17 protein-coding genes are annotated in these 23,737 nt (G+C 39.1%); 16 read left to right on the top strand and 1 reads right to left on the bottom strand.

What is annotated here, in order from left to right; all coding sequences use genetic code 11:
• Positions 1-9 precede the first annotated feature (9 nt).
• The 3 genes from C4H12_RS05805 (at position 10) to murI (ending at position 2,415) form a co-directional block, all read left to right on the top strand.
• Positions 10-942, top strand: coding sequence for an OmpH family outer membrane protein (locus tag C4H12_RS05805; protein WP_106098074.1), 933 nt, complete (start codon positions 10-12; stop codon positions 940-942).
• A gap of 43 nt (positions 943-985) precedes the next feature.
• Complete coding sequence (locus tag C4H12_RS05800; RefSeq protein WP_106098073.1) at positions 986-1,519, top strand: OmpH family outer membrane protein; 534 nt, start codon at positions 986-988, stop codon at positions 1,517-1,519.
• An 83-nt stretch (positions 1,520-1,602) separates the two neighbouring features.
• Positions 1,603-2,415, top strand: a complete 813-nt coding sequence (gene murI, locus C4H12_RS05795) for a glutamate racemase (protein WP_254424827.1) — start codon at positions 1,603-1,605, stop codon at positions 2,413-2,415.
• Between the two features lie 18 nt (positions 2,416-2,433).
• On the opposite strand, the gene C4H12_RS05790 is transcribed toward murI, so the two are convergent.
• Positions 2,434-3,405 carry a lytic transglycosylase domain-containing protein gene (locus C4H12_RS05790; RefSeq protein WP_106098072.1) on the bottom strand — a complete coding sequence of 324 codons (972 nt, stop codon included), beginning with the start codon at positions 3,403-3,405 and terminating at the stop codon, positions 2,434-2,436.
• 89 nt (positions 3,406-3,494) lie between these two features.
• On the opposite strand from C4H12_RS05790, the gene C4H12_RS05785 reads away from it, so the two are divergent.
• The 13 genes from C4H12_RS05785 (at position 3,495) to C4H12_RS05725 (ending at position 23,668) form a co-directional block, all read left to right on the top strand.
• Positions 3,495-4,769 carry a hypothetical protein gene (locus C4H12_RS05785; protein ID WP_106098071.1) on the top strand — a complete coding sequence of 425 codons (1,275 nt, stop codon included), beginning with the start codon at positions 3,495-3,497 and terminating at the stop codon, positions 4,767-4,769.
• A gap of 321 nt (positions 4,770-5,090) precedes the next feature.
• Positions 5,091-7,559 carry a M1 family metallopeptidase gene (locus tag C4H12_RS05780; protein ID WP_106098070.1) on the top strand — a complete coding sequence of 823 codons (2,469 nt, stop codon included), beginning with the start codon at positions 5,091-5,093 and terminating at the stop codon, positions 7,557-7,559.
• A 134-nt stretch (positions 7,560-7,693) separates the two neighbouring features.
• Entirely contained in the window at positions 7,694-8,377 is a 684-nt protein-coding gene (locus C4H12_RS05775; RefSeq protein ID WP_106098069.1) for a hypothetical protein, read from the top strand.
• Positions 8,378-8,821: 444 nt separating this feature from the next.
• Positions 8,822-9,361 (top strand): RteC domain-containing protein, encoded by a 540-nt coding sequence (locus C4H12_RS05770; RefSeq protein ID WP_106098068.1) that lies wholly within the window; start codon positions 8,822-8,824, stop codon positions 9,359-9,361.
• Positions 9,362-9,371: 10 nt separating this feature from the next.
• A complete protein-coding gene (locus C4H12_RS05765; RefSeq protein WP_106098067.1) occupies positions 9,372-9,647 on the top strand; it encodes an RteC domain-containing protein in 276 nt (91 codons plus the stop codon).
• A 342-nt stretch (positions 9,648-9,989) separates the two neighbouring features.
• Positions 9,990-10,400, top strand: a complete 411-nt coding sequence (locus C4H12_RS05760) for a helix-turn-helix domain-containing protein (protein ID WP_016420649.1) — start codon at positions 9,990-9,992, stop codon at positions 10,398-10,400.
• Complete coding sequence (locus C4H12_RS05755; protein ID WP_106098066.1) at positions 10,372-12,450, top strand: bifunctional DNA primase/helicase; 2,079 nt, start codon at positions 10,372-10,374, stop codon at positions 12,448-12,450. The genes C4H12_RS05760 and C4H12_RS05755 overlap by 29 nt, the downstream gene beginning before the upstream one ends.
• A gap of 63 nt (positions 12,451-12,513) precedes the next feature.
• Positions 12,514-12,855 carry a helix-turn-helix domain-containing protein gene (locus C4H12_RS05750; protein ID WP_009389008.1) on the top strand — a complete coding sequence of 114 codons (342 nt, stop codon included), beginning with the start codon at positions 12,514-12,516 and terminating at the stop codon, positions 12,853-12,855.
• Between the two features lie 54 nt (positions 12,856-12,909).
• Positions 12,910-14,442 (top strand): DUF3945 domain-containing protein, encoded by a 1,533-nt coding sequence (locus tag C4H12_RS05745; RefSeq protein ID WP_106098065.1) that lies wholly within the window; start codon positions 12,910-12,912, stop codon positions 14,440-14,442.
• Positions 14,443-14,474: 32 nt separating this feature from the next.
• Positions 14,475-16,592 carry a type IA DNA topoisomerase gene (locus tag C4H12_RS05740; protein WP_106098064.1) on the top strand — a complete coding sequence of 706 codons (2,118 nt, stop codon included), beginning with the start codon at positions 14,475-14,477 and terminating at the stop codon, positions 16,590-16,592.
• A gap of 177 nt (positions 16,593-16,769) precedes the next feature.
• Complete coding sequence (locus C4H12_RS05735) at positions 16,770-17,633, top strand: type IV toxin-antitoxin system AbiEi family antitoxin (RefSeq protein WP_106098063.1); 864 nt, start codon at positions 16,770-16,772, stop codon at positions 17,631-17,633.
• Positions 17,634-17,673: 40 nt separating this feature from the next.
• On the top strand, positions 17,674-18,147 hold the full coding sequence (locus C4H12_RS05730) for a DUF1896 family protein (protein ID WP_106098062.1): 474 nt from the start codon (positions 17,674-17,676) through the stop codon (positions 18,145-18,147).
• A complete protein-coding gene (locus C4H12_RS05725) occupies positions 18,134-23,668 on the top strand; it encodes a helicase-related protein (RefSeq protein WP_106098061.1) in 5,535 nt (1,844 codons plus the stop codon). Before C4H12_RS05730 ends, C4H12_RS05725 begins: the two co-directional genes overlap by 14 nt.
• Positions 23,669-23,737: the final 69 nt, after the last annotated feature.

Genomic DNA, 23,737 nt, shown 5'->3' with positions numbered 1-23,737 from the left:
ATATTTTCTATGAAAAGATTACGAACCCTATTAACGGTATTGCTACTAAGTGTTGTAGGGGGAGGCTATGCACAAAAGCCCTCCAAAATAGGTTATGTAGATATGGACTACATACTCTCACACTTGGAAGACTACAAGGTTGCTAGCCAGCAGTTTGCCCTACAAGTAGAGCAATGGCAGGCTGAAATAGAAAAAAGACAGAACCAAATAGATACAGCCGAAAAACAGTTAGAAGCCGAACGCGCATTACTAACCCCAGAACTTATCAAAGATAAAGAAGAGGAAATCGCCCTCCTAAAGCATAACCTTAATGCTTATAAAGAGCAGAAGTTTAATGCCGAAAAAGGAGAGTATATCACCCAGAAGTTTATGCTGGCAAAACCTATACAGGACCAAGTGTTCAATATAGTGCAACAGATAGGTAAGCTTCGTAAGTATGATTTTATCTTTGAAAAAACCGATGCTACAATGCTCTTTTCTAATGAGCAGCATAATCTCAGCAAGATAGTGCTACGCGCACTGAAAAAGAAAGATAATGCCGACGATCGTAACAAAGATATGGCCGAGCTGTTAAAAGAAAGCTATGATTTTGAGTTTGTGGAAGAGCGCGTGAAAAAACGCAAAGAAGCCGAAAAAGCACGTGAAGAACGCCGTGTGCAATATGAGCAAGAACGCTTGCGCAAAACTGAGGAAATGAAACAAAAACAAGAAGCTCTCAAAGCTCAGCGCGCTAAAGAACAGGCCGAAAAGCAAGAAAAAGCTAAAAAAGAACGTGAAGCTCTACAAGCCCAACGTGCCAAAGAACAAGCTGAACGCCAGCAAAAAGCCAAAGAACAGCGTGAAGCCCAACAAGCACAACGCGCCAAAGAACAAGCCGAACGCCAACAAAAAGCACAACAAGAGCGCGAAGCACGTACAAGCAAACAAACACAAACTAATTAATAAATTAAGGAAGTAAATAATTAAAATAACTAATATTAAACAAATGATGAGAAACATTAGAACGTTGATGGTGGCATTAGCTCTGTTTTTAGGAGCTACAACAATGGTAACTGCACAAGTAAAAGTTGCCCATATTGATGTGCAAAAACTTTTAGAAGAGATGCCTGAAAGAAAATCAGTTGAATCTCAACTAAAAAGATTGCAACAAGGCTATGAAAACGACATTCAGGCTGCTATTAAAGAGCTACAAGCTAAAGCTGAAAGATACCAAAAAGAAGCTCAAGCTCTTACCGAAGCTCAACTTAAAGCTCGTGAAGCTGAATTTATGAAAAAATCGGAAGAAATCCAAAATATGGAAAATAACATCCGTCAAAATCAGCAAACTGCTATGCAAAACATTCAGAAAAAACAACAAGAGTTGGTAGAGCCTTTATTGAAAAAAGTAAAAGCTTCTATTGAAAAAGTTGCTAAAGCAAAAGGTATTCAATACGTATTGGATGCAAGTGCTGGTTCAAGCGTAATTGTAGCTACTGGCGAAGATTTGTTCAGTGCAGTGAAAAAAGATTTAGGTTTTTAATCTATTCATATTAAAAAAAGAAGAAAAAAGTGTTCGCTATAACGAACACTTTTTTTATTTTTGCAGCTTGAAAAGTAGCAGTAATGAATATGCAGGAAAATATAAACAATAAAACAGCCCCTATAGGCCTATTTGATTCGGGGGTGGGAGGAACTACTATCTGGAAAGAAGTAAACGCCTTAATGCCTAATGAAAATACATTATTTATAGCTGATAATAAGAATGCCCCTTATGGCGAGAAAACAAAAGCTGAAATTATTGCCTTATGTGATGCAAATACGCGCTTATTGCTTGCCAAAGGAGCTAAAATTATAGTAGTAGCCTGCAATACAGGTACTACAAATGCTATTCAGTATTTGAGGGAAACTTATAAAGAAGTTCCTTTTATAGGAATTGAACCAGCTATTAAGCCTGCCAGTTTGCAGAGTGTTACTAAGAAGATTGGTGTACTAGCTACCCGTAGTACTCTTGCCAGTGACCTTTTTGCTAAAAATAGTGAACACCTTAAGCAAGAAGAACAAGTAGAGATTATTGAGCAAGTAGGTGAGGGGCTAGTAGAACTTATTGAAACAGGGCGTATGAATACCCCCGAAATGACAGAACTCTTACGTCATCACCTATTACCAATGGTAGCACAAGGTATTGATTACTTAGTGTTGGGCTGCACACATTACCCTTACTTACTACCACAAATACAACAGCTTATTCCCCCTCATATTAAGGTAATTGATTCGGGGTATGCAGTAGCTAAACAAACCCGCCATATACTTGAAGAATATAACCTACTGAACGATACTGATACTCCTGCTCAACACTTTTGGTATGCCAATGGCAAGGCCGAAGTACTACAACAATTCGCTCCTGATATTAATAACCTGCAAATATCGGTACTGTAACTTCTAATTATAAAATAATTATTTCTTCGGGATTTTTATATAGTAGGTTTTATTACTTTTGTTATCTAACTTCCTATCGCGTAGCCAAGGGTTATAAATCTTCAAATCTTTATAGGTAATGTTATGGCTCTTGGCAAAATCGGTGAGGTTTTCAATAGCGCCATCTACCATTACATTGTAGGTAGGAAGTTCATTATACAAGTGTTTTGTTTCAAAAATAAACCCATACTTTCTGGGATTCTTCATTATTTCTTTTACCGCTAAAATGCGGAATACATACCGAGAGGTTTCGGTATTCAGCCATAAATCATAGTAGTTATCGGTTTGCTGGAAAGAGGTTTGCTTATTCATACCTGCTACTCCGGCGTTATAGGCAGCGGCAGCCATCGTCCAAGAGCCTGTGGAGCGTTTAGCCCGATTTAGATAATCGCAGGCTGCTTGAGTTGCTTTTTCAAGGTGATAGCGCTCATCTACTTGGTCATTTACTTCTAAGCCATATTCTTGGGCAGCAGCTTTCATAAATTGCCAAAAGCCACTTGCTCCGGAGGGCGATACGGCATTGGTAAGTCCGCTTTCTATAAGAGCTAAGTATTTAAAATCGTCGGGGATGTTATTGCGTTTTAGTATAGGCTCGATGATAGGGAAGTACTTATTAGCCCGCTTGATAAGTAGCAATCCGTTGGATTGCCAATAGGCATTGACAAGGAACTCTCTATCCAAACGCTCATATACATCGGGGTCGTTTAGAGGTACTTGTTCACCTGCAAAGTCTATTTTATCAGGTAAATCAATAGCGTAGACTTTGTAGTTATTAAAAAAGCTGTCTTTATATTCGGAGGCATTGGCAGATAGTGGGTTATGGGTTACTTCTTCTTGAGCTTGTTGGTAAATATTGCGTTCTTCTTTTTTTACTGACATAGCATTCACCAAAAAACCAGAGGTTATAATGATGCCTAAGCCTAAGCTAATGCGTTGTAAGGTTGTTTTCATTTTTATATTATTTTTATGGGGCAAAGGTACGAATTAATTAGGAATTTAACAAATAATCGTTATCTTTGCACCTAAAAAAGTGTTTTTAAATGAAATCTTATTACTTACATTCACTGGCTTGGTTTCAACTCATAGCTCCTGTAGTTTTTATAGGGGTATTATTTTTTTGTGCAAATTATGAGGAGGCTTGTAACTGCTTGCGTTTCATAGGTGAACCGTTGTATTACTTTGATCTGTCGATGGAGGAGCTTTATCAAGATTCGTTCATATTTGTGCTTTTTTACTTTCTTCTTTTTGTTTTGCTATCGGTATTGGTAGCGGGTATTATAGCTCCTATTGTTTATTTTGCTAAGAAAAAGGCTCCTATGCAGACTGCTTTTTGGGTGAAAAATCTGCTTTTATCGGAGTTGTTTTTTATGGGCTTTCTTCTTATTACTTGTTTATTATGGTTATTGCCGCATCACGAGTATTATAATTTGAGTAGCGATATTACGGGAGATTTGTACTTGCGTATAGCATTGGTGTATTTTCCTCTTTTTTGGTTGGGTAATTATCTGAGAAAAAGGAAATTGACAATGGTAGGTAATACTTTTCTGATTTTCAGTGGTATAGCTCTTGCTTTTGGTTTGTGTATGTCATATTGTGCTTTTCGTATGCCGGAGTATGCTTTGGGGTATGCTTATTCTAACTTTAATGTTCCGCAAGAGGTTAATGAAGATGAGTTTGGGGTGGTGAATGATACTATTATAGATGATTATGATGATTATGGAGGAGGTGAGGAGGAGGAGCCTTTTGAGTGGGATAAGGTTCAGTTTAATGCGGACTCATTGGCTAAAATTTTATCTGATAAGCGCTATGATAGTTTGACGCAAGTATCGCATTTTACGAAGTATCTTAAAGCGCCTAATAAGCAGTTAAAGCGCCAACATCCTACGCTAAATAGACTAGCTGAAATTGTGGGGCGTGATAATAATAGGCTGGCTGTTTTTTGGTATACTTTTAGAGACGAATTGTTGCGCTATTTGTTGCCCCAAAAAGGGAAGGAAGGTAAAGCTACGGCTTTTACTATTAGGCTGTATGCTAATGAGTTACTTACTATATACCATCAAATGGAGGATAGTGCGCCAGATGTGTATGAAGATATATTGGATGTGATGATATTGCAAAAACCTCTGGAAGAGCAGCTTGAGAGGCTGAGACCTATTTTTGAGCGATATGATATTGCTGATTTTGAGAAAGCCCTTGATGAGCGTGATGCGGCTTTTGTTCGTTGGGCATATACTTTTTGGGCGAGGCGTTATTACGAGAATAATATTTCTATTACACTTACGGTTATTAATCAGTTGGTTTTGGGTAAGAAATAGTTTAGGTGTTAGGGGGTAGTTTTTAGGAATAGAAGGGTATAAGTTATAGGTTATAAGTTTGTGTTTGCTCACTAACTATCCTTCGTTTATAGTTCGTTTATCCTTCGTTATTCGTTCGTTCAAGCTTTTTTCATCTTATATTGATCTTAGACTGAATGTTTGGGGATTGTAGGGTGAGGGTAGGAGGTAGGGGGTGCTGAAATTTATAATTGTTGGTTATTGATTTGCAAATTTGGTAAGTATTTGTACCTTTGCGCCGAAATTAAACCTTTAGGAATAAAGAATTAAATATATTTTTATAAAGTAAAATAAGCTAAACTAATGAAAAAAAGACTTTTAGCCAGCATAGCCCTCTTAGTAATGGGCTACGTTTCGGCACAAACTGATACTTCGGGAAGAGGCCTTTATCACGCAACTCCTGAAAAGAAAACGGCCTTAAAACATACTTCGTTGAAGGTGAGTTTTAACTTTGATAACCAAACCCTTGATGGAGAAGAGTGGATTACAGCGGCTCCTTTTTTCTACGCTAATGATAGTCTTATTCTAGATGCTAAAGCAATGCTTATTCACAAAGTGGCTCTTAGCCAAAAGGGTAAGCAAACACCGCTTTCGTATCGATATGAAAAAGATATGCTGCGTATAAAGCTTAATAAAACCTACAACAAAGGAGAAAACTATACAGTTTATATTCAATATACGGCTCAGCCTGAGATGGTAACTGATAAAGGAAGTCGTGCTATTACAGATGCTAAAGGTCTTTACTTTATCAACCCAAAAGGAGAAGCTGATAAGCCTATGCGCCAAGTATGGACACAGGGAGAGACAGAAGGTTCATCATGCTGGTTCCCAACTATTGATAAGCCTAACCAAAAAATGACTCACGAAATAGAGATAACTGTGCCTAATAGCTTTGTTACTCTTTCAAACGGGTTGCTAAAAAGTAGCTTGAAGAAAGGTAGTATGCGTACAGACCGCTGGGTGATGGATAAGCCTCATGCTCCTTATCTTGTATTTATGGGAGCAGGTGAATTTGCAGTAGTAAAAGATAAACCTTGGCGTGGTAAAGTGCCTATAGAGTACTATGTGGAAAAGGAATATGCGCCTGTAGCTAAAAAGATTTTTGGTAATACATCTGATATGATTACGTTCTTTTCAGAACGTTTTGGGTATGATTTTCCTTGGGCTAAATATGCACAAATGATAGTGCGTGAGTTTGTGAGTGGAGCAATGGAAAATACAACTGCTGTAAGCCACGCAGAAACTGCTTACCAAAGTGCTGATGCTCTTAACGATCAAAACCACTGGGAACCTATTATTGCACATGAATTGGCTCACCATTGGTTTGGCGACTTGGTGACAACTGAAAGCTGGTCTAACCTTACAGTGAATGAATCATTTGCTAATTATAGTGAGTACTTATGGATAGACCATAAATACGGTAGAGATGCGGCTGATTATCATTTGCGTAATAATACTTTGCAATATCATCAGCGTCCAGATGATTTTACTAAAGATTTGGTGCGTTTTGGGTATGACTCACGTGAGGATATGTTCGACTTGGTATCATATAACAAAGGGGGTGCTATACTTCATATGTTACGTAATTACCTTGGTGATGAGGCTTTCTTTAAAGCTATTACTGATTATTTGAAAAGCAATGAATATGGTACTGGTGAGGCACATCAGTTGCGCCTTTCATTTGAAAAGATAAGTGGTAAAGACCTTAACTGGTTTTTTAATCAGTGGTATTTTGGGAGTGGTAACCCTATAGTACAGGTTAAAAAGGCTTTTGATGCTGAAACTAAAAAACTATCAGTTAATATTATACAAAAAGGAGAAGATAATTATTTTCAGTTTCCTTTGGATATAGATATTTATCATAATGGTAAAGCAGTACGCCATAAAGTATGGGTAAATGCTAAAAAAGAGAATCTGTTTACTTTTGAAATGTCGGTAGCTCCTGAACTAGTAGATATAAATCCTGAGGGAATAGTGATATTGGAGGAACGTTATATTAAAACGTGGGAAGAGAATCTGTACCAAATGCAGCATGCTAAAGCCTTAAAAAGCCGTATGGAAGCTGTAACCGCTCCTACTGCACCTCAGGGTAAAGAAATACTATTGGCAGGGCTAAAAGACCCTTATTTCCAGATACGTATTATAGCCCTCCAAAAGTTGGCAGATTATGAACTTACTAAAGAAGATGTTACCTTGGTAGAGAAGGTAGCTGCTAATGATGATAAGAACTTAGTAAAATCGGCAGCTATATGGGTGTTGGCAACTTCAAAATACAAAAGAGATTATATAGATTTGTATGAAAAAGCACTAAATATCGCTTCGGGATCTGTAAGAAATGCAGCACTTAATGCTTTAGCCCGTACCAATCCTGCTCGTGCTAAGAACTTCTTAGAAAAAGCAAACCCAGCGGATCTTGATGCAGACCAGCTATCTGGACTTACCCCGGTGATTATAGATAACAAGATGGAAAAATACCTTCCTGCTATTATGCCTTACACGGTGTACTATCCTTTTATTGAAAGAGATAATGCCGAAGTAGCTGCTAATTTCAAGAAAGCTTATGATTGGGCAATGGGCTTGGATAATACAGAATTGGTAGTTCTTTTGAACAAGTCGTTGAAAGGGATAGCTCAAGATATGGAAAACCCAGAAGGGAAACAAATGCTTATAAAGGCTTTAGAAGAAGGGATTAGTATAAAACGTGGCTTACATCAGACAGAATCGGTAAAAGAACAAATTAGATTATTGGAAGAGATTAAAGCTATGTTTTAATTAGTGTTTGCTTGTTAGTTTCTAACAAACAAATGATTGTAAGTTTTGCCAAAGGTTGTAGTGCGATAGGCGCTTCAGTCTTTGGCAAAATTTTAATAAAGCGTATTCTAACTTAAATTAAACAATATTATAGGATGTACTTCGGAAATACTTGGCATAAATTTTATTTTGTTATCACTCCTGAGGAGTTTGAAACTATATTTGGTAGAGAGGATTGTGAGTTTGTAACTAACAATACTCGTGTGAATATAGATTATTTTGGCACTGAAAAGCAAGAAATATTTGCAGCTTACCAGCAGTACTATGAAAAAATACTACTTCGTGAAGAAAAGTATGATCACAAAACATTGGCTTCAGTAGAAGATGCGATGCGGCAGGGGATGATTGACCAAATAGAGAAACTTATTTTTCCGGAAGTGGTACTAGGAGGTAAGGTATCGGAGGAATATAAACTGGTACGGAGCAAGGAACCTTTTATGGAGATAGATCCTTTTCATCTTCTATACAAAAAGGAAAAAAACTTGCTATCGACCATCTATCACCAGCCTGAAAATGTATTTGGATTACGGCTTACTTATCCTAAAACTATCAGTTTGAAGGATAAAAATGATAACCTGAAAGGTAATTATGCTACTGAAAAGTATCCTATGTGTACAATTTTTAAAGATATTGTTAAGCATATTAAAAAAGTAAGTCATAAGGCTAAAGTAATGAAAGATGGACTTCTGCTTACACCTGATTTTTGGATATCAGACAAAGCAAAAGAAGCTGTAAGACAAAATTATTACTTACAAAAAACCGGATTGTTTTTGGTTTAGTTAATAGAAATAATGCAAGATTATATGGCTGGAGATATAAAATTGGAACAGTATTATGCTGGTGATGGTGTATGGTTTGATTTTGGGCAAAAATTGAAACTACTTTTATAATCTATTCAAAATAAAGAAGATATAGGAATTACAATAAGAGTAGGTAACGATTTAGTAATGGTTCTTATTTCATTTGATTATACCTATTTTCTCAGTAACTTCTGGGTGCAAAGGTACAACATCTTGACAATATAAACAAAAAATTTTACCTTTGCACCCGCAAACGTGCGCTGCTGCATAGGCTTCTGTAGAAGCCTATGCAGCAGCGCACGTTTGCGGGGAGCTAATTGTAAATCTCCTGCAAACCAGTTGTTTAAAAAATGAAGATTTTTTTTAGTTTGCGTATATCATTGTTTTTTCGTAATATAGCGCAATAAATTTAATATTTTATTTATGTTTCAACAAATCTTGAATCAGTTGGCTGTAAGAGAACGCCAAACCGCGCTGGAAGGATCCGCCGTGGTTAAAGAATCTTTACAAATGGTACAATTCCTAAAAGACCTTTTAAGGAAGGTCAAGGAAGAGGTATTGCAACAAGGTTTTACGGGCCAAGCAGAAGAGATACATTTCTTCCGCGAGGTACAACCTCAAATGGTTAGCAGACTCATTTTCTATAATGAGATCTACCAGATAGAAAGTAAAGCAACTTTACTCTCTACTGAGGCTGCTAAAAAGTTTCTAAAAGACAAAGAAGCCCAATGGTTTAAAGAGTCAGAGACTTTAGAAGCAACCGATTTCTTCAGCTACATTGCTTTAGGAAGAACCAATCGTGATGTAGAGTATTTTACTCGCAATTACGACTACCTTCCTCAAAGCAAAGAGGAGTATTTGTTTTCTTTTGATGGAGCCTTTTCTACTTGTGGTAGCTTTGAAGTTGCTAAGATAGGGGCTGCCAAGGAACTCTCCGATTATCTTTTTTTTTCGTACTCGTGAAGAAGAAGATATGCCTTTAGAAATTCTAAATCTCTTAGAATGGACAGGGAAAAAGACTGAACTCATAGAGCTAATCTATGGTTTGTATGCTACCAATCGCATTTCATCAGGAAAAGTTTCTATCAAGAAGCTAACTGCGGTATTTGAAAAGCTCTTCAAGGTAGAATTGGGAGATCTGTATCACACTTTTCATCGTATGAAAGGACGCTCAAAAAACCTTACACCTTTCCTCGATGCTTTAAAAGCGGCTTTACTAGATCATATAAACAACTCCGACCAAAAGTAGTTTTGCTAACTTCAAATAAAAACGTTTAAACATTGTTTAATCAGTTTTTTAGGGAAATAGACAGTTTCCCTTTTTTAGGGAGAAGGATTTATAATCAAATATTATATTCATTATTTTCAATTATATTTATTATTTTCAATTTAACTCTTCTATAGAAACTCCCTAAACACACTTTTACCTCCATTTCTCAAAAAGCCCATTATAGCCCATTGGCATTTTTTAGACATTTCTTCCTATAAAAGTAGTTTATACTCCAAAAATACGTTACAATTATCTTGTAATACACTCATAATCAATAAAATAAATAAAAATCACTTCAACTGCGTTAAAATGCACATTTCAATGGGTAGTACTTGGCAGTTTATGTTTTGTATTTGTCAGAACTTTGCTGCCGAGAATTTAACCCTATACGCAATGAATTTAATCACCATTGAAGAATCCGCTTGGAAAGCCCTTATGGAGCAACTCCAAAGCATTGAAAACCAACTCAAGCAAGAGCCTATTGAGTGGGATAGTTTGTGGCTCAACCAAAAAGAAATCTGTCAATATCTCCACCTAAGTGAGAAAACTCTATGGCGAATGCGCAAACGCAATGAAATCACCTACTCCAAAATCTATGGACAGTATTTCTATACCTTGGGAAGCATTCGCAAACTCCTTATCAGTCAATCGGTAGAAAACACTGAAAGCTACCTGCAATCCCTCACTCAAAAAGCCAAAGGTTATGTTGAAAAAGCAAGATATTTTAAGTAGAACCGAAGGAGGACTACAGGTCTTCCAGCACTATCTACAAGGCAACTGGCGGGTAGGTAAAAACTTTAAAAACCCTTTCTATGACGATAAAAATGCTTCCTGCAATATCTATAAGGACAGACAGGGGATTTATAAGATGAAAGATTTTGGCAACGATACTTTCAGGGGTGACTGTTTTTTCTTAGTAGGTTACCTATATCAATTGGACTGCCGAAATGCCTCTGATTTTATCGAAATCCTAAAGATTATCAATCGAGATTTACATCTGGGTTTAGAGGAATCCACCTCTATAATTACACAAAAACCTCAAATACCTCCCACTATCACCATAGAAAGTATTACCTCAGAAACCAAAAAATCTATCTCTTATCAATTTACCCAAAAACCTTTCACCCAAGAAGAATTAGCCTATTGGCAGCAATACGGCATCACCCAAGAAATCCTAAACAGGTACAATGTAATCTCTCTGCAAAGCTATTCAAGCACCAATAAAGACGGCAAACCTTACACTATTACCTCCACCTATAATGAGTGGATGTTTGCTTACCTTTTTAAAAAACACTTAAAGGTCTATCGTCCCTTTTCTAAACTGCGCTTTCTCTATGGAGGTAATCCCGAAAACTATTGCTTTGGTGAGTCTCAGCTACCACTACAAGGCGACATTCTCTTTATCACCGCAGGTGAAAAAGATGTAATGAGCTTAGCCAGCAGGGGCTTTTCGGCTATCTGTTTCAATAGCGAAACAGCCCACATTCCTTTACAAAAACTCCAAAAGCTAAAAATGCGATTCCGACATTTAGTCCTTTTGTTCGACAGCGACGAAACAGGTAAAAGAGCCTCTTTAGAGCAACAAGCCCAATTAGCACCTTTAGAAGTATTTCGTTTGGTCTTACCTCTTTCAGGTACTAAAAAGGATAAAGATATATCCGATTATTTTGCGCAAGGTAAAACGGGTAGAGACCTATTGCAACTCTTTTATCAGACCCTTAGCAAACACTATGAAGAAAGCCTATCACTACTTAAAAACTGCGAAATCCAATGGGATAAACCTCCCCAAAAGCAAGAAACAATCATCTCCATTGGCAGAACTCCTGTAGGAGTACAGAGTAGTTTATTGGGTATTACAGGAGGCGAAGGTACAGGCAAAAGCCATTATATAAGCGCCCTCATTGCAGGTTGTCTTAACAGTAAGAACCTACCTATTGACACATTGGGCACAACGCTACTGCCTTGCCCAAAAGATAAAGTGGTGCTATTTTTCGATACAGAACAGTCTCAAGACCAGCTCTATCAAAACATCAGCAAGCTACTTAAAAGAGCTAAACTAACCTCTCTTCCTGATTTGCTACACGCCTTTTGCCTCACCCAACTCCCTCGCAGAGAGCGATTAAAGGTCATTCGTGAAGGCTTGGAGAGTTTTTACTACCAATGTGCAGGAGTGCATTTGGTGGTTATAGATGGTATAGCCGACCTTATTGGAGCTGTGAATAACGAGCAAGAAAGCGTGGAACTCATAGAAGAGCTTTACCTTTTGGCAGGTAACTACAAAACCTGTATCGTATGTGTATTACACCTCACCCCCAGCGGACTTAAACTCCGAGGTCATTTAGGCTCTGAACTACAACGCAAAGCAACGGCAGTGCTTTCTATCGAAAGGGAGAAGAACAGTCCTATCTCAGCGGTCAAACCGATGAAAATACGCAATGGCAGCCTTAGCGACACCCCACAAATACTTTTTAGATGGAACAATGAACTGGGAATGCATAGCTATGTAGGCAATCAGAAAAACGAAGACCAAAAACCCAATAAAGCCAGTACCTTAGCCTCGTTAGTTTCTCCTCTTTTTAAAGAGCGAACTTTGTGGACAGTTCAAGAACTGAACATAGAAATTCAAAAAAGGACTGATGTAAAGGAACGCACCGCAAAAGGTTATATCCGCACCTTAAAAGAAATGGGCATTTTAGTTCCTCAAGAGGGTAATGACCAACTCTTAGGAATGGGCAGTGTGCTAAAAGAACTTTTGGAGGATAACAAGAACTCACAAGGATAAGAAGAACTTTTAGATATTCTAAGATTAAGATCTAACAATCGAAGTATTAAACAAATATAAAAAATGGAAATCGACAGAATAGAATTTATAGCGTGGATGGAACGCATTATGGATCGTTTTGATTTGCTTAAAGAGCAAATAGACAAAGCTGAAAAACGCAAAAACAGCTTGGATGGTGAGGAACTCTTGGACAATCAAGATTTGATGCTCACCTTTAAAATCTCTGCACGTTCCCTGCAGAGGTATCGCTCCAATGGCAAACTGCCTTATTATACCATATCAGGCAAAATATACTACAAGCTTTCGGATGTACATCAATTTATCCGAGAACATTTCAGTGTGCCAGTAACAGCCTTAAAAGCCAAAAACGGAAATACTATGCCTAAAAAGGACAGCCTCTCTTAGACGTCTTACAAAGGGAGTAATTTTACCCCCAAATTAAAAAAAGATGTTTAAATAATGGCAGAAAATCAACACGCCGATACGGCAAATTACGACAATCAAATCCCAGTGGATGAACAACTATCTGATATCCTACTGGTATTTGACAAAGAAGAAAAACAGCTTAAGGCTGTAAAAGGAATTGATGAGAAAGGAGAGTTAAAAACGGCTCCTGCTGACAGCAAATCCTTGGATGACTTTATGAAAGTAGACAAGCAAGGTAATATGCTGTCTAATTTCTTTAGCAACTTTATGCGCCAAGCCCAGAACCCTTCTCGTTTTTCTTTCTTTAAAATACCGATAGAAAAATCGGTAAATACGATAGAAAAACTTCAAAACCATCTGGCAAAGCTCACTGAAAAGGGTAAGGAATACCTCAAGAAGTACGAAGTATCTCCTGAGCAGTATATCAAACAAGAGCAAAAAGCAGCTACTCTAAAACAAGAAGGAGAGACTGCCGTTGCTCAGACCCCTCCTGAAGCTCCTGCTCAAGCACAAGTACAAGAAGCTCCTGCTCAAGCGCAAGCACAAGAAGCTCCTGCTCAGGCACAAGCACAAGAAGCTCCTGCTCAGGCACAATCTCAAAATACTCCTGCCCAAGAGGAACTCAAGTACAACCCTGATGCTATTGATTGGGAAACGTTACAAAACTTAGGGGTGAGTCGAGAGTCTTTAGAGAAGAGAAACCTATTAGAGCCCCTCTTAAAAGGTTATAAAACCAATGAACTGGTACCTATTAGTTTCAATTTAGGCTCTACAGTAACCCGTTTTGATGCTCGTCTATCCCTAAGGGAAGTTGATGGAAAAGTAGCAGTAGCCATTCACGGGATGCGCAAGGAACCACAATTGGATTATCCTTTCTTTGGTCACGAGTTTTCAGAAGAGGATAAAAAGAACCTGCTTACCACAGGAAATATGGGACGTACAGTTGAGCTTACCAATAGCAAAACAGGGGAGAAAATCCCTTCTATCATCAGTATTGACAAGCTCACCAATGAAATCATTGCCTTGCGCAGTGAACACATCAAAGTCCCCGATGAAATCAAAGGAGTCAAACTCTCCCAGGAGCAAAAACAAACGCTCAAAGAAGGCAAGCCTCTGTTTGTCGAGGGAATGACCTCTAAAAAAGGAGAGCCTTTTAACGCAACTGTGCAGTTCAATGCCGACAAGCGTTATGTGGAATTTCTTTTTGAAGACAAAGCTCCTAAACTTGCTAATCAAGAGAAACTCACTGAGGCTCCTACAATCATACGAGGAGTAACTCTTACCGAAGAGCAACACAAGGAACTGAGCAAGGGTAATCCTATTTATTTAGAAGGTTTACAGAGCAAAGCCGGTAAAACTTATAGCGGTTATTTTACTTTTGACAAGGACAAAGGCAAGGTAGAGATGAGCTTTAACAATCCTCAAAAGGACATTACTGATAAAGTTTCTTCTACCAAACAAAAAGCTGAAACTTCTAAAGCTAAAGAAGAAAAACGCCCTCAAAAGCAATCAGAAAAAACAGCTCAAAAAGAAACTGCTAAGAAGTCCAAGGGACGCAAAGTATAACTCTAATTTTTAACCTCAATACACGTAGAAAAATGAAAGTTATATTAGCAGAAAAGCCCAGTGTGGCAAGAGAGATTGCCGCTATAGTGGGGGCAAGTGAAAAACAAGATGGATATTTGTTAGGTAATGATTATGCTGTTACTTGGGCATTGGGACATTTAGTGCAATTAGCCCTTCCAGAGGCGTATGGTTGTGTAGGATTCCACAGAGAACACCTACCTATTCTACCTCGCCCCTTTATCTTGGTACCCAAACAAATTCCTGAGGATAAGAAAGGTTACAGGTCAGACCCTATGGCTTTAAAACAGCTTAAAATCATTGATAGCCTTTTTAAGAAGTGTAGTTCCATTATTGTAGCCACCGATGCAGGTCGTGAAGGAGAACTGATCTTCCGCTATATCTATGAATATTTGCAATGTCAAAAACCTTTTCAAAGGCTTTGGATTAGCTCCTTAACCGAAAAAGGTATCAAAACAGGACTTGCCAATCTGCAAGAAGGAAGTGCTTTTGATTTGCTGTATGCCTCTGCTCAAAAGCGTAGTGAGGCTGATTGGCTGGTGGGTATCAATGCTACCCAAGCCCTAAGTATAGCCGTAGGTGAAGGGATTTATTCCTTAGGTAGGGTGCAAACACCTACCTTAGCAATGGTTTGTAAAAGATTTTTAGATCACACACATTTTCAAAAGAAGCCTTTTTATCAATTACGACTCAAGCACCAAAAAAGCTATACTGATTTTTTCAGTATCTCAGCTAAAATTGAGGATAAAAAAGAAGCTGAAGCCTTACAAAAACAATTAGAAAAGTCTCCTATGGCCGAGGTGATTTCCACTGAAAAAGAAGTGGTAAAAGAACAACCTCCTTTGCTCTATGATCTAACAGGTCTTCAGAAAGAAGCTAATAAAAAATGGAACTTTTCAGCCGATGAGACCCTGCAAATCGCTCAAAGTCTCTACGAGCAAAAATACATTACTTACCCACGTACTGGTAGTAAGTACATCTCAGAGGATGTATGGGAAGAAATCCCACAGCTGATACGTTTGTTACAAGAAAGTGAGGCATACGCCAACGAAGCTAAACTTGTGAAAATTGGGGCGCTGAATAAGAAGATGGTTAATGATTTGAAAGTAACAGACCATCACGGACTTCTTATTACAGAGCGCTTTCCTACCAACCTTACAGCAAAAGAAAATACTATTTACAAAATGATTGCCACCCGACTTTTGGAAGCGGTATCTGAACCCTGTGTAAAAGAAGTGCAAAAGACTCTACTGGAGGCGCTGCACACTGACTTCTTGGTAAAAGGTGTTCAAGTGTTACAAGCGGGTTGGCGCGCTATCGGTGGTTTTTACTCTGATGAAACTGCCAAAGATAGTGAAAAAGACAATGAAGGTGATAGCAATCAAGTGCTGCCTGAACTTGTACAAGGAGAAAGTATAAAGATTAAAGCCGTTGAAATCCTTTCTAAAACCACCCAACCTCCCGCTTTATATACTGAATCAGGACTGTTGGGGGCTATGGAAACAGCAGGAAAGACCTTAGAAGATAAGGCGCAACGAGAACTATTGCAAGGAGCAGGTATAGGTACTCCAGCCACACGTGCCGCTATTATTGAGACGCTTTTAAAGCGCAATTATATTGAACGCAAACAAAAGTCTCTTATTCCTACCGATAAAGGAATGCAGGTATATGAGTGGGTAAAATCACTTACTATAGCCGATGTTGCCCTTACAGGCGAATGGGAAAGTCAATTGCAAAAAATAGAACAAGGAGAGCTCTCTCCCGATAGTTTTTCTTCGGATATGGAAGCCTATACCCATAGTCTTACTGATACGTTTTTGGCTATGGATATACCCCAAAAAGAAAAACTCAAAATCACCTGTCCTAAATGCAGAAATGCTTCCTTATTACTGTTTGAAAAGGTAGCCAAATGCCCTGATGAGGACTGTGGTTATGTGCTTTTTAGGAATGTATGTGGCAAACCTCTTACTGATGAGTTGCTCAAAACGCTCTTTGAAAAAGGAAAAACACCTCTGATAAAAGGAATGAAAAGCAAATCAGGCAGCACTTTCGATGCCTATATACATCTGAAAGAAAATGGTGAAACTGCCTTTGAGTTTCCTGAGAAAACTTCCAAAAAGCGAAAATACTAACAAAGGTTAGGTAAAGATTTTCAGTAAAGAAAGTCTGTGAGCTAACACAACGGATTATGTACCATATCCTAAGTGAAGTTTAGTCCTCCTGTTGATAACTTTTTGTTCCAATATATTTGCTCTTTAGAAATAATATAGTACTTTTGCAAATGTTTTGCAACGATATGTATTTTCAATATGAAGGGACTAACTATACGAAAGTGGATACAATCATTGGAGGAAAAGGGTATTTACAGCTTTTCTATGCAGGAGCTAAAAGAGGTATTTGCTCACCTTAAAGAAAAAACTATTCTCAATACTTTAGGGACACTTAAAAAGCAAGGAAAGCTCCTGCCACTTTGGAATGGCATCTATAGCATCGTCCGTTTTGTGGACATTGGTAATGCTACTGATAACAAAGCTATCAGAGAAGAGGGAAAACCTTATTTCTACATTGAAACACTGATGCAACACCTAAAAAGGGAATACTATGTAGCCCTGCTCAGTGCAGTAGAAGTACATCTATCTCCCAAAGAGGCTTTACAGGCAAATGAAATTACAGTGATAACTTCCTTACCTCCACTGAGAGATTCCTTTAGGGGACAAAGTAAGATTCGTTATCTTGTCAAAAAGGATATCAAAAACTTAAGAGAAATAGGAGTAAAAAGAAAAACCTTACCTTTTTCTATAGAGGAAAGAACTTTACGGGTAGCCTCTTTGGAGCTCACTGCGGTTGATTTGCTCCTCTATGAAAAAGAGATAGGAGGCATTCAAAAAGCAGTAGAGGTAATTCAAAGGATTAAAAAACATCTGAGTTGGCAAGAACTTCCTACAGAGGTAATCCTCTCTACACCTGTCTCTATTTTCCAGCGCTTGGGCTATGTTCTTTCTTTTATCAAGGAGGAAGAACTGGCCGAGGGGCTCAAAGAGAGAGTTCTTAGCACAGGGAAAAAATTTAGAAGAACCCTTTTAAAAACAGATGTCCCTGAAAAGGGAGGAGAGCCTTTTTGCCCTATTTGGAAAATCGTGGTAAATATATCTTTGCAGAACGACACTTTGTAAGAATTAAAATTTGTTGAACCCATTAAAAGTAATTTTAACAATGAAAGAAACACAAACCAAACCCCAGATCACTGACAGTACCTTAGGGTCATTGTCTTATTACGAGTTAAGACTCAAAGAGCTGTTACAAACGAGCTTCCCTAATCTTTTAGCTGACACTGTCTTTATCAAGGACAGAAGTGAGTATGCTGCGCAGGCTTACCAAGAGGCTTTTGAGGCGGGTATCAGTATTCCTGAATGTGATAAAATAGCCTCAGGAGTACTCTTCGATGGGCTCTTCTTCTCTCCCTTTGATATGATTTTTGAGGTCGTTTCTCAGGAGTTCGATACTCAATTAGCCGATGAGGATTTGCGCCCCTTTGCCCTAAAAATCTTCCCTGAACTGGTTCCTTACTTTAAAAAGTACGAGAATGAAATCGATGAGGATTTTCAGCACTCCGCTGCCTATCAATCCCTCTATACAGAACTTACGGGTGCCATCGAACTATGGATAGAAGAAAATGGCATATCTTAAACGACTGAGCTTTAATCGTAATGCTCGTGCATTGGCGTTGGCTTTCGATTTAGAGAAGCAAAAGCGCACACTTCTAAGCCAAGAAGAGCGAGAACTCTTGCAACACTATTCAGGCTTCGGGGGATTGAAGTTTATCCTCAATCCCCACCAGTCTGAAGCTGATTTAAAGTACTGGGCAAAAGCTGACCAAGTCTTTTGGCAAGATGTAAGGAGTCTGTATGCCCTTATTAGAGAACATTCCACTGATGAAAGGCAATTCCAAAACTATGTACAAAGTCTTAGAAATTCTGTGCTAACGGCTTTTTATACCCCAATGCGTCTTACCTCGGCTATCGCTTCAGCAATAAAGGAAACAGGCGTACCTCTGCAAACAATGTTAGAACCCTCGGCAGGAGGAGGCAATTTTATCCGTGCTTTTAAAGAAGAGCATCCTTCTCTTGTGGTTACTGCTTTTGAAAAGGACTTGCTCACAGGCAAAGTGCTCTCTCATCTTTACCCAGAGGAGCAAGTACATATCGATGGCTTCGAACAAATCAGCCCACTGAAAAGAAACCAGTTTGATTTGGTAACCAGTAACATCCCTTTTTCCGATACCGCTATCTTTGATTTGAGTTACTCTCGCAGCAATGACCCTGCTAAGGTACAAGCCTCCCGTAGGGTGCATAACTACTTTTTCTTAAAGGGCTTGGATATGGTAAAGGAAGGAGGACTCCTTGCCTATATCACCTCCCAAGGGGTAGCCGATAGTCCTCAAAATGAGATTATCCGCCAAGCGATGCTCTCCAATGCGCGCCTTGTCTCTGCCGTGCGCCTGCCTAACAACCTCTTTACCGATTATGCAGGTACCGAAGCAGGAAGTGATCTTATTATCCTTCAAAAAGACAGTCAAAGAGGCGCTTTAAACCCTATAGAAGAGCAGTTTTGCAATACAGCAAGGCTACCACAGGGGATACTACAAAACGAGTATCTTTCACAAAGAGAAAACGTTATTTGTACGGATGCTCTTGCAGGTACCAACCTATACGGACAGCCTGCGATGGTCTATACCCATAGTGAAGGAGTAGAAGGTATTGCCAAGGAGGTAAAAGAAAGAATCCTAAGCGATTTTAAAGCACATTATCTATCACCTGAAACAGCACAACAAAGCCAAGCAACACAAATTAAGCTACAAGAGGTTCATTCACAAAAAATTGAGGTAAAGGAAATTGAGGTAAAAAAGGTTGAACGGCAAGAATTTATTGAAATTGAAAGTAAAATCAACGAGCCTTCCTTTGCTATTTCCAATACTAATCTCATCTCTAAAGAGTCAAAAGAACTTAAGAATCAAAAAGTTGAACCCAAAGTCGTTCAGCTAAGTCTCTTTGATTTTCTCTCTGAGCAGGAAGCCACCGCTACTTTAGCAAGTCCTCCCAACATTTCAGCAAAAACAGTCCCTACTATACCCACAGGAGCTAAAAAGAAAACAAAGAAGAAAACAACTACCTCTCAATTAGGGAATGCTCAAAAGTTGGACTTGTTTTCTTTTACTTATCCTGTCAATCAAGGGAATGAAACAGAGGTGCTTTCAAAAGCTTCTCCTGCATTGTATTACACACCTCCTGCGGTATCATTACTAAAAGAACCTGTACCTTTTGAGGGAGAATATTTGCCTCATTTCAGAGAAGATACTTTGGTAGTACAAGCCGATACGGTGGGCTTTTTGCAAGATCTCAATAAGAACAAAACAGCTGCTACCTTTGTGCCTCTTGCGCTTTCTTCTTTGGAAAGGCAAAAAGCCATTGCTTATATCGCTCTGCGTGATGCCTATGCCAATTTGTACCATAAAGAGGCTACCACCTATACCCCTTATCCTACGGAAAGAGAAAATCTTAATGCCCTTTACGATACTTTTGTCAAGAACTATGGTCGGCTAAATAGTGCTGATAATATCAAGCTAATAAAAACCGATGCCTCAGGCGCTGAAATCCCTTACTTAGAGCGTATCAAAAACGGTGTTTATCAAAAAGCAGATATCTTTCACAAGCCTGTGGTATTCTCTCTGAGGAAGAATGAAAATATTTCTACTGAAGAGGCGCTACTCACTTCCTTAAGTGAATTGGGGCGGGTGGATATTCCCTACATAGCTGAGCTTTCTAACACCAATGAGGAAGAAGTCAAAGCACAGTTACAGGGCAAACTCTTTTACAATCCTATAGAGGACGAATACCAAATTGCCCAAAAGTGGCAAGCGGGGGATGTCTTTACTAAAATCAAAGCGGTAGAAGCATATCAAAATACTCACCCTGAACATCCTAAGCAATCAGAAATTGAGCACGCTTTAGAGGGACTCAGGCAGGTAATTCCTACCCCTATTCCTTTTGAAGAGTTGGATTTTAACTTGGGCGAGCGTTGGATCTCCCCACAAATCTATAGTGATTTTGCCTCTTCGCTTTTTGACACCAAGGTAGGCGTGCAATACAGTGCTCAAACCGATGAGTTTTCAGTGGAATGCCGACAAAAGAACTTACATATCTGGGAGAAATACGCTGTAAAAAGTGAGAGCAGAACCTACGATGGTATTGCCCTCTTCAAAAACGCCTTGGTAAATACCACCCCTGATATTACCAAGAAAATCAAGATAGACGACAAGGAAGTCAAGGTGCGCGATATGGAGGCAATCCAACTGGCAAACAGCAAGATTGATGAAATACGCAATGCTTTCCCTCTGTGGCTTTTAGAGCAGAGTCAGGAGTTTAAAGACCGCTTGGCTGAGCAGTACAATCAGTCTTTTAACTGTTTTGTACGTCCGCAATATGATGGTTCTTTTCAGTCCTTCCCTGGACTTGATAGAGAGAGTTTAGGCATAGAGGATTTGTATGATAGTCAGAAAGATGCTATTTGGATGATAAAGCTCAACAATGGGGCGATTTGCGACCACGAGGTAGGAGCTGGTAAAACCCTTATTATGTGCTGTGCTGCTCAAGAGATGAAGCGTTTAGGATTAGCGCATAAACCGATGATTATAGGGCTTAAAGCCAATGTACACGAAATAGCCGAGACCTATCGCCGTGCCTATCCTTTTGCTAAAATCCTTTACCCTGGCAAGGAGGATTTTACCCCTCAAAAGCGTTTGCGTATCTTTGGAGACATCAAAAACAATGATTGGGATTGCGTAATTCTCACCCACGACCAGTTTAAGATGATACCGCAATCCCCCGAGGTGCAACAGAGCATTTTGCAAGAAGAACTCCAAGATGTTGAAGAGAGTCTTTGGCAGTTGGAAAAACAAGGCAGTGAAGTCTCTCGTGCGATGATTAAAGGAATGTACAAGCGTAAAGAAAACCTAGAAGTAAAGCTCAAAACCTTAGAACACGACATCAATGAGCGCACCGATGATACAGTAGATTTTAAGATGATGGGCATTGATCACCTCTTGGTAGATGAAAGCCATAAGTTCAAGAACTTAATGTTCAATACAAGGCACGATAGAGTGGCAGGCTTGGGCAATTCCCAAGGCAGTCAAAAAGCCCTCAACCTGCTTTTTGCCTTGCGAACTATTCAAGAGCGTACTGGTAAGGATATGGGGGCTACTTTTCTATCGGGGACTACTATTTCCAATTCACTTACTGAGCTTTATTTGCTCTTTAAGTACCTGCGTCCTCAAGCCTTAGAAAAGCAACAAATTCACTGTTTCGATGCGTGGGCAGCAATCTATGCCCGCAAGACGACCGATTACGAATTTTCAGTGGCTAACAACATTGTGCAGAAAGAACGCTTCCGCTACTTTATCAAAGTACCCGAATTAGCGCAGTTTTACGCCGAAATAACCGATTATAGAACCGCAAAGGATGTTGGGATAGACAGACCCGAAAAGAACGAAATTTTACACAATATACCTCCTACCCCCGATCAAGAGGTGTTTATTCAGAAACTAATGGAGTTTGCCAAAACCGGTAATGCAACCCTCTTGGGGCGTGCGCCACTATCCGAGTCCGAGGAAAAAGCCAAAATGCTTATCGCAACTGATTATGCCCGTAAAATGTCCTTAGATATGCGAATGATCTCCAATAAGTATGAAGACCATCCCGATAACAAAGCCTCTCATTGTGCGATGAAAATTAATGAATATTATCAAAAGTACAAAGCACAGAAAGGGACTCAGTTTGTCTTTTCTGATTTGGGTACTTACAAGCCCAACGAATGGAATCCCTACACTGAAATCAAGCGCAAATTAGTAGAAGACTATGGTATTCCTCCTAATGAAATTCGTTTTATCCAAGAGGCTAAAAACGATAAAATGCGCAAACAACTCATCAGCGACACCAACGAGGGCAAGATACGGGTACTCTTTGGTTCTACCGATATGCTTGGCACAGGGGTCAATGCACAGAAAAAAGCCGTTGCTGTACATCACTTAGATACCCCTTGGCGACCCAGCGATTTGCAACAAAGGGACGGACGTGCCATTCGCAAAGGCAATGAAGTGGCCAAATATTTTGCTGATAATAAGGTGGATGTGATTATCTATGCTGTTGAAAAGTCTTTGGACTCTTACAAGTTTAATCTACTGTTTAACAAACAGCTCTTTATCGACCAGCTTAAGAACAATAAGTTGGGCAAACGAACCATTGATGAGGGTGCTATGGACGAAAAGTCGGGAATGAACTATTCTGAATATGTGGCTATCCTCTCAGGAAATACCGATTTACTCGAAAAAGCGAAGTTGGAAAAGAAGATTGGAGCTTTAGAGAGTGAAAAACAAACGTTCTTACGCTCTAAATATACCTCTAAAAACCGTTTAGATAACCTCTGTAGTGATTTGAAAGCCCTACAAGATCGCTTACATCGTTTTCAGACGGATTGGCAAAACTTTTCAGATAAAGCGGTGCGCCGAGAAGATGGCTCGGTAGTCAATGCATTGCGTTTGGATGGATTAGACGAAAAGAGCAGTGTAAAGCAGTTAGCGCAGAAGTTACAAGATTATGCCCAAAACGCCCGTACCAAAGGCGAATATCAAGAAATAGGAAGTATCTATGGTTTTCAGATATTAGTTAAGACTGAAGTCTCCAAAAAAGACGAACTTGACCTAAAAGAAAATCGTTTTTTTGTACAAGGGGAAGGAGGTATCAAGTACACCTATAACAACGGACGATTGGCAAGTGACCCTAACTTGGCTGTGATGAATTTTGTCAATGCCATTGAGAAAATCCCTGCAATGATGGAAAAGGAAGAAAAAGAGATTGCCCTTATCCAAAAGGACATTCCTCTTCTAAAGGAAATCATCGAGAAAGTATGGGGTAAAGAAACACAGCTCTCCGAACTTAAAACTGAGCTCTCAGCCCTCGATAGGAAAATACAACTTTCGCTCTCCTCCGATACTCCACAAGAGGCTCAAGAAGAACAAGAGGAACAAGAGGCAGAAGAACCAACTAAAGAGCTATCACAAGAGAGTCAAAAAAGTGAAACTCAAGAAGTTCCAACTCCCACAAAAGAGTTTGTAAGAGAGACTCTTAACAGAAACTCAAGAGGGTTTAAAATGTAGTATTTATTCCTTAAAGAACCTGTATATCTCCATTTTGAAAATCAGCAGAACTGATGTTTTGCTGGTTTT

The organism is Capnocytophaga sp. oral taxon 878 (assembly GCF_002999135.1).
Lineage (GTDB): Bacteria > Bacteroidota > Bacteroidia > Flavobacteriales > Flavobacteriaceae > Capnocytophaga.
This window is presented reverse-complemented; position numbering and strand designations above follow the sequence as displayed.

Coding starts and splice junctions, on each gene's coding strand:
- C4H12_RS05805 (WP_106098074.1), top strand. CDS start 10: ATGAAAAGATTACGAACCCTATTAACGGTATTGCTACTAAGTGTTGTA.
- C4H12_RS05790 (WP_106098072.1), bottom strand. CDS start 3,405: ATGAAAACAACCTTACAACGCATTAGCTTAGGCTTAGGCATCATTATA.
- C4H12_RS05765 (WP_106098067.1), top strand. CDS start 9,372: ATGCCTTTAGAAATTCTAAATCTCTTAGAATGGACAGGGAAAAAGACT.
- C4H12_RS05800 (WP_106098073.1), top strand. CDS start 986: ATGATGAGAAACATTAGAACGTTGATGGTGGCATTAGCTCTGTTTTTA.
- C4H12_RS05725 (WP_106098061.1), top strand. CDS start 18,134: ATGGCATATCTTAAACGACTGAGCTTTAATCGTAATGCTCGTGCATTG.
- C4H12_RS05775 (WP_106098069.1), top strand. CDS start 7,694: ATGTACTTCGGAAATACTTGGCATAAATTTTATTTTGTTATCACTCCT.
- murI (WP_254424827.1), top strand. CDS start 1,603: ATGAATATGCAGGAAAATATAAACAATAAAACAGCCCCTATAGGCCTA.
- C4H12_RS05735 (WP_106098063.1), top strand. CDS start 16,770: ATGAAGGGACTAACTATACGAAAGTGGATACAATCATTGGAGGAAAAG.
- C4H12_RS05740 (WP_106098064.1), top strand. CDS start 14,475: ATGAAAGTTATATTAGCAGAAAAGCCCAGTGTGGCAAGAGAGATTGCC.
- C4H12_RS05755 (WP_106098066.1), top strand. CDS start 10,372: ATGTTGAAAAAGCAAGATATTTTAAGTAGAACCGAAGGAGGACTACAG.
- C4H12_RS05770 (WP_106098068.1), top strand. CDS start 8,822: ATGTTTCAACAAATCTTGAATCAGTTGGCTGTAAGAGAACGCCAAACC.
- C4H12_RS05760 (WP_016420649.1), top strand. CDS start 9,990: ATGGGTAGTACTTGGCAGTTTATGTTTTGTATTTGTCAGAACTTTGCT.
- C4H12_RS05780 (WP_106098070.1), top strand. CDS start 5,091: ATGAAAAAAAGACTTTTAGCCAGCATAGCCCTCTTAGTAATGGGCTAC.
- C4H12_RS05745 (WP_106098065.1), top strand. CDS start 12,910: ATGGCAGAAAATCAACACGCCGATACGGCAAATTACGACAATCAAATC.
- C4H12_RS05730 (WP_106098062.1), top strand. CDS start 17,674: ATGAAAGAAACACAAACCAAACCCCAGATCACTGACAGTACCTTAGGG.
- C4H12_RS05785 (WP_106098071.1), top strand. CDS start 3,495: ATGAAATCTTATTACTTACATTCACTGGCTTGGTTTCAACTCATAGCT.
- C4H12_RS05750 (WP_009389008.1), top strand. CDS start 12,514: ATGGAAATCGACAGAATAGAATTTATAGCGTGGATGGAACGCATTATG.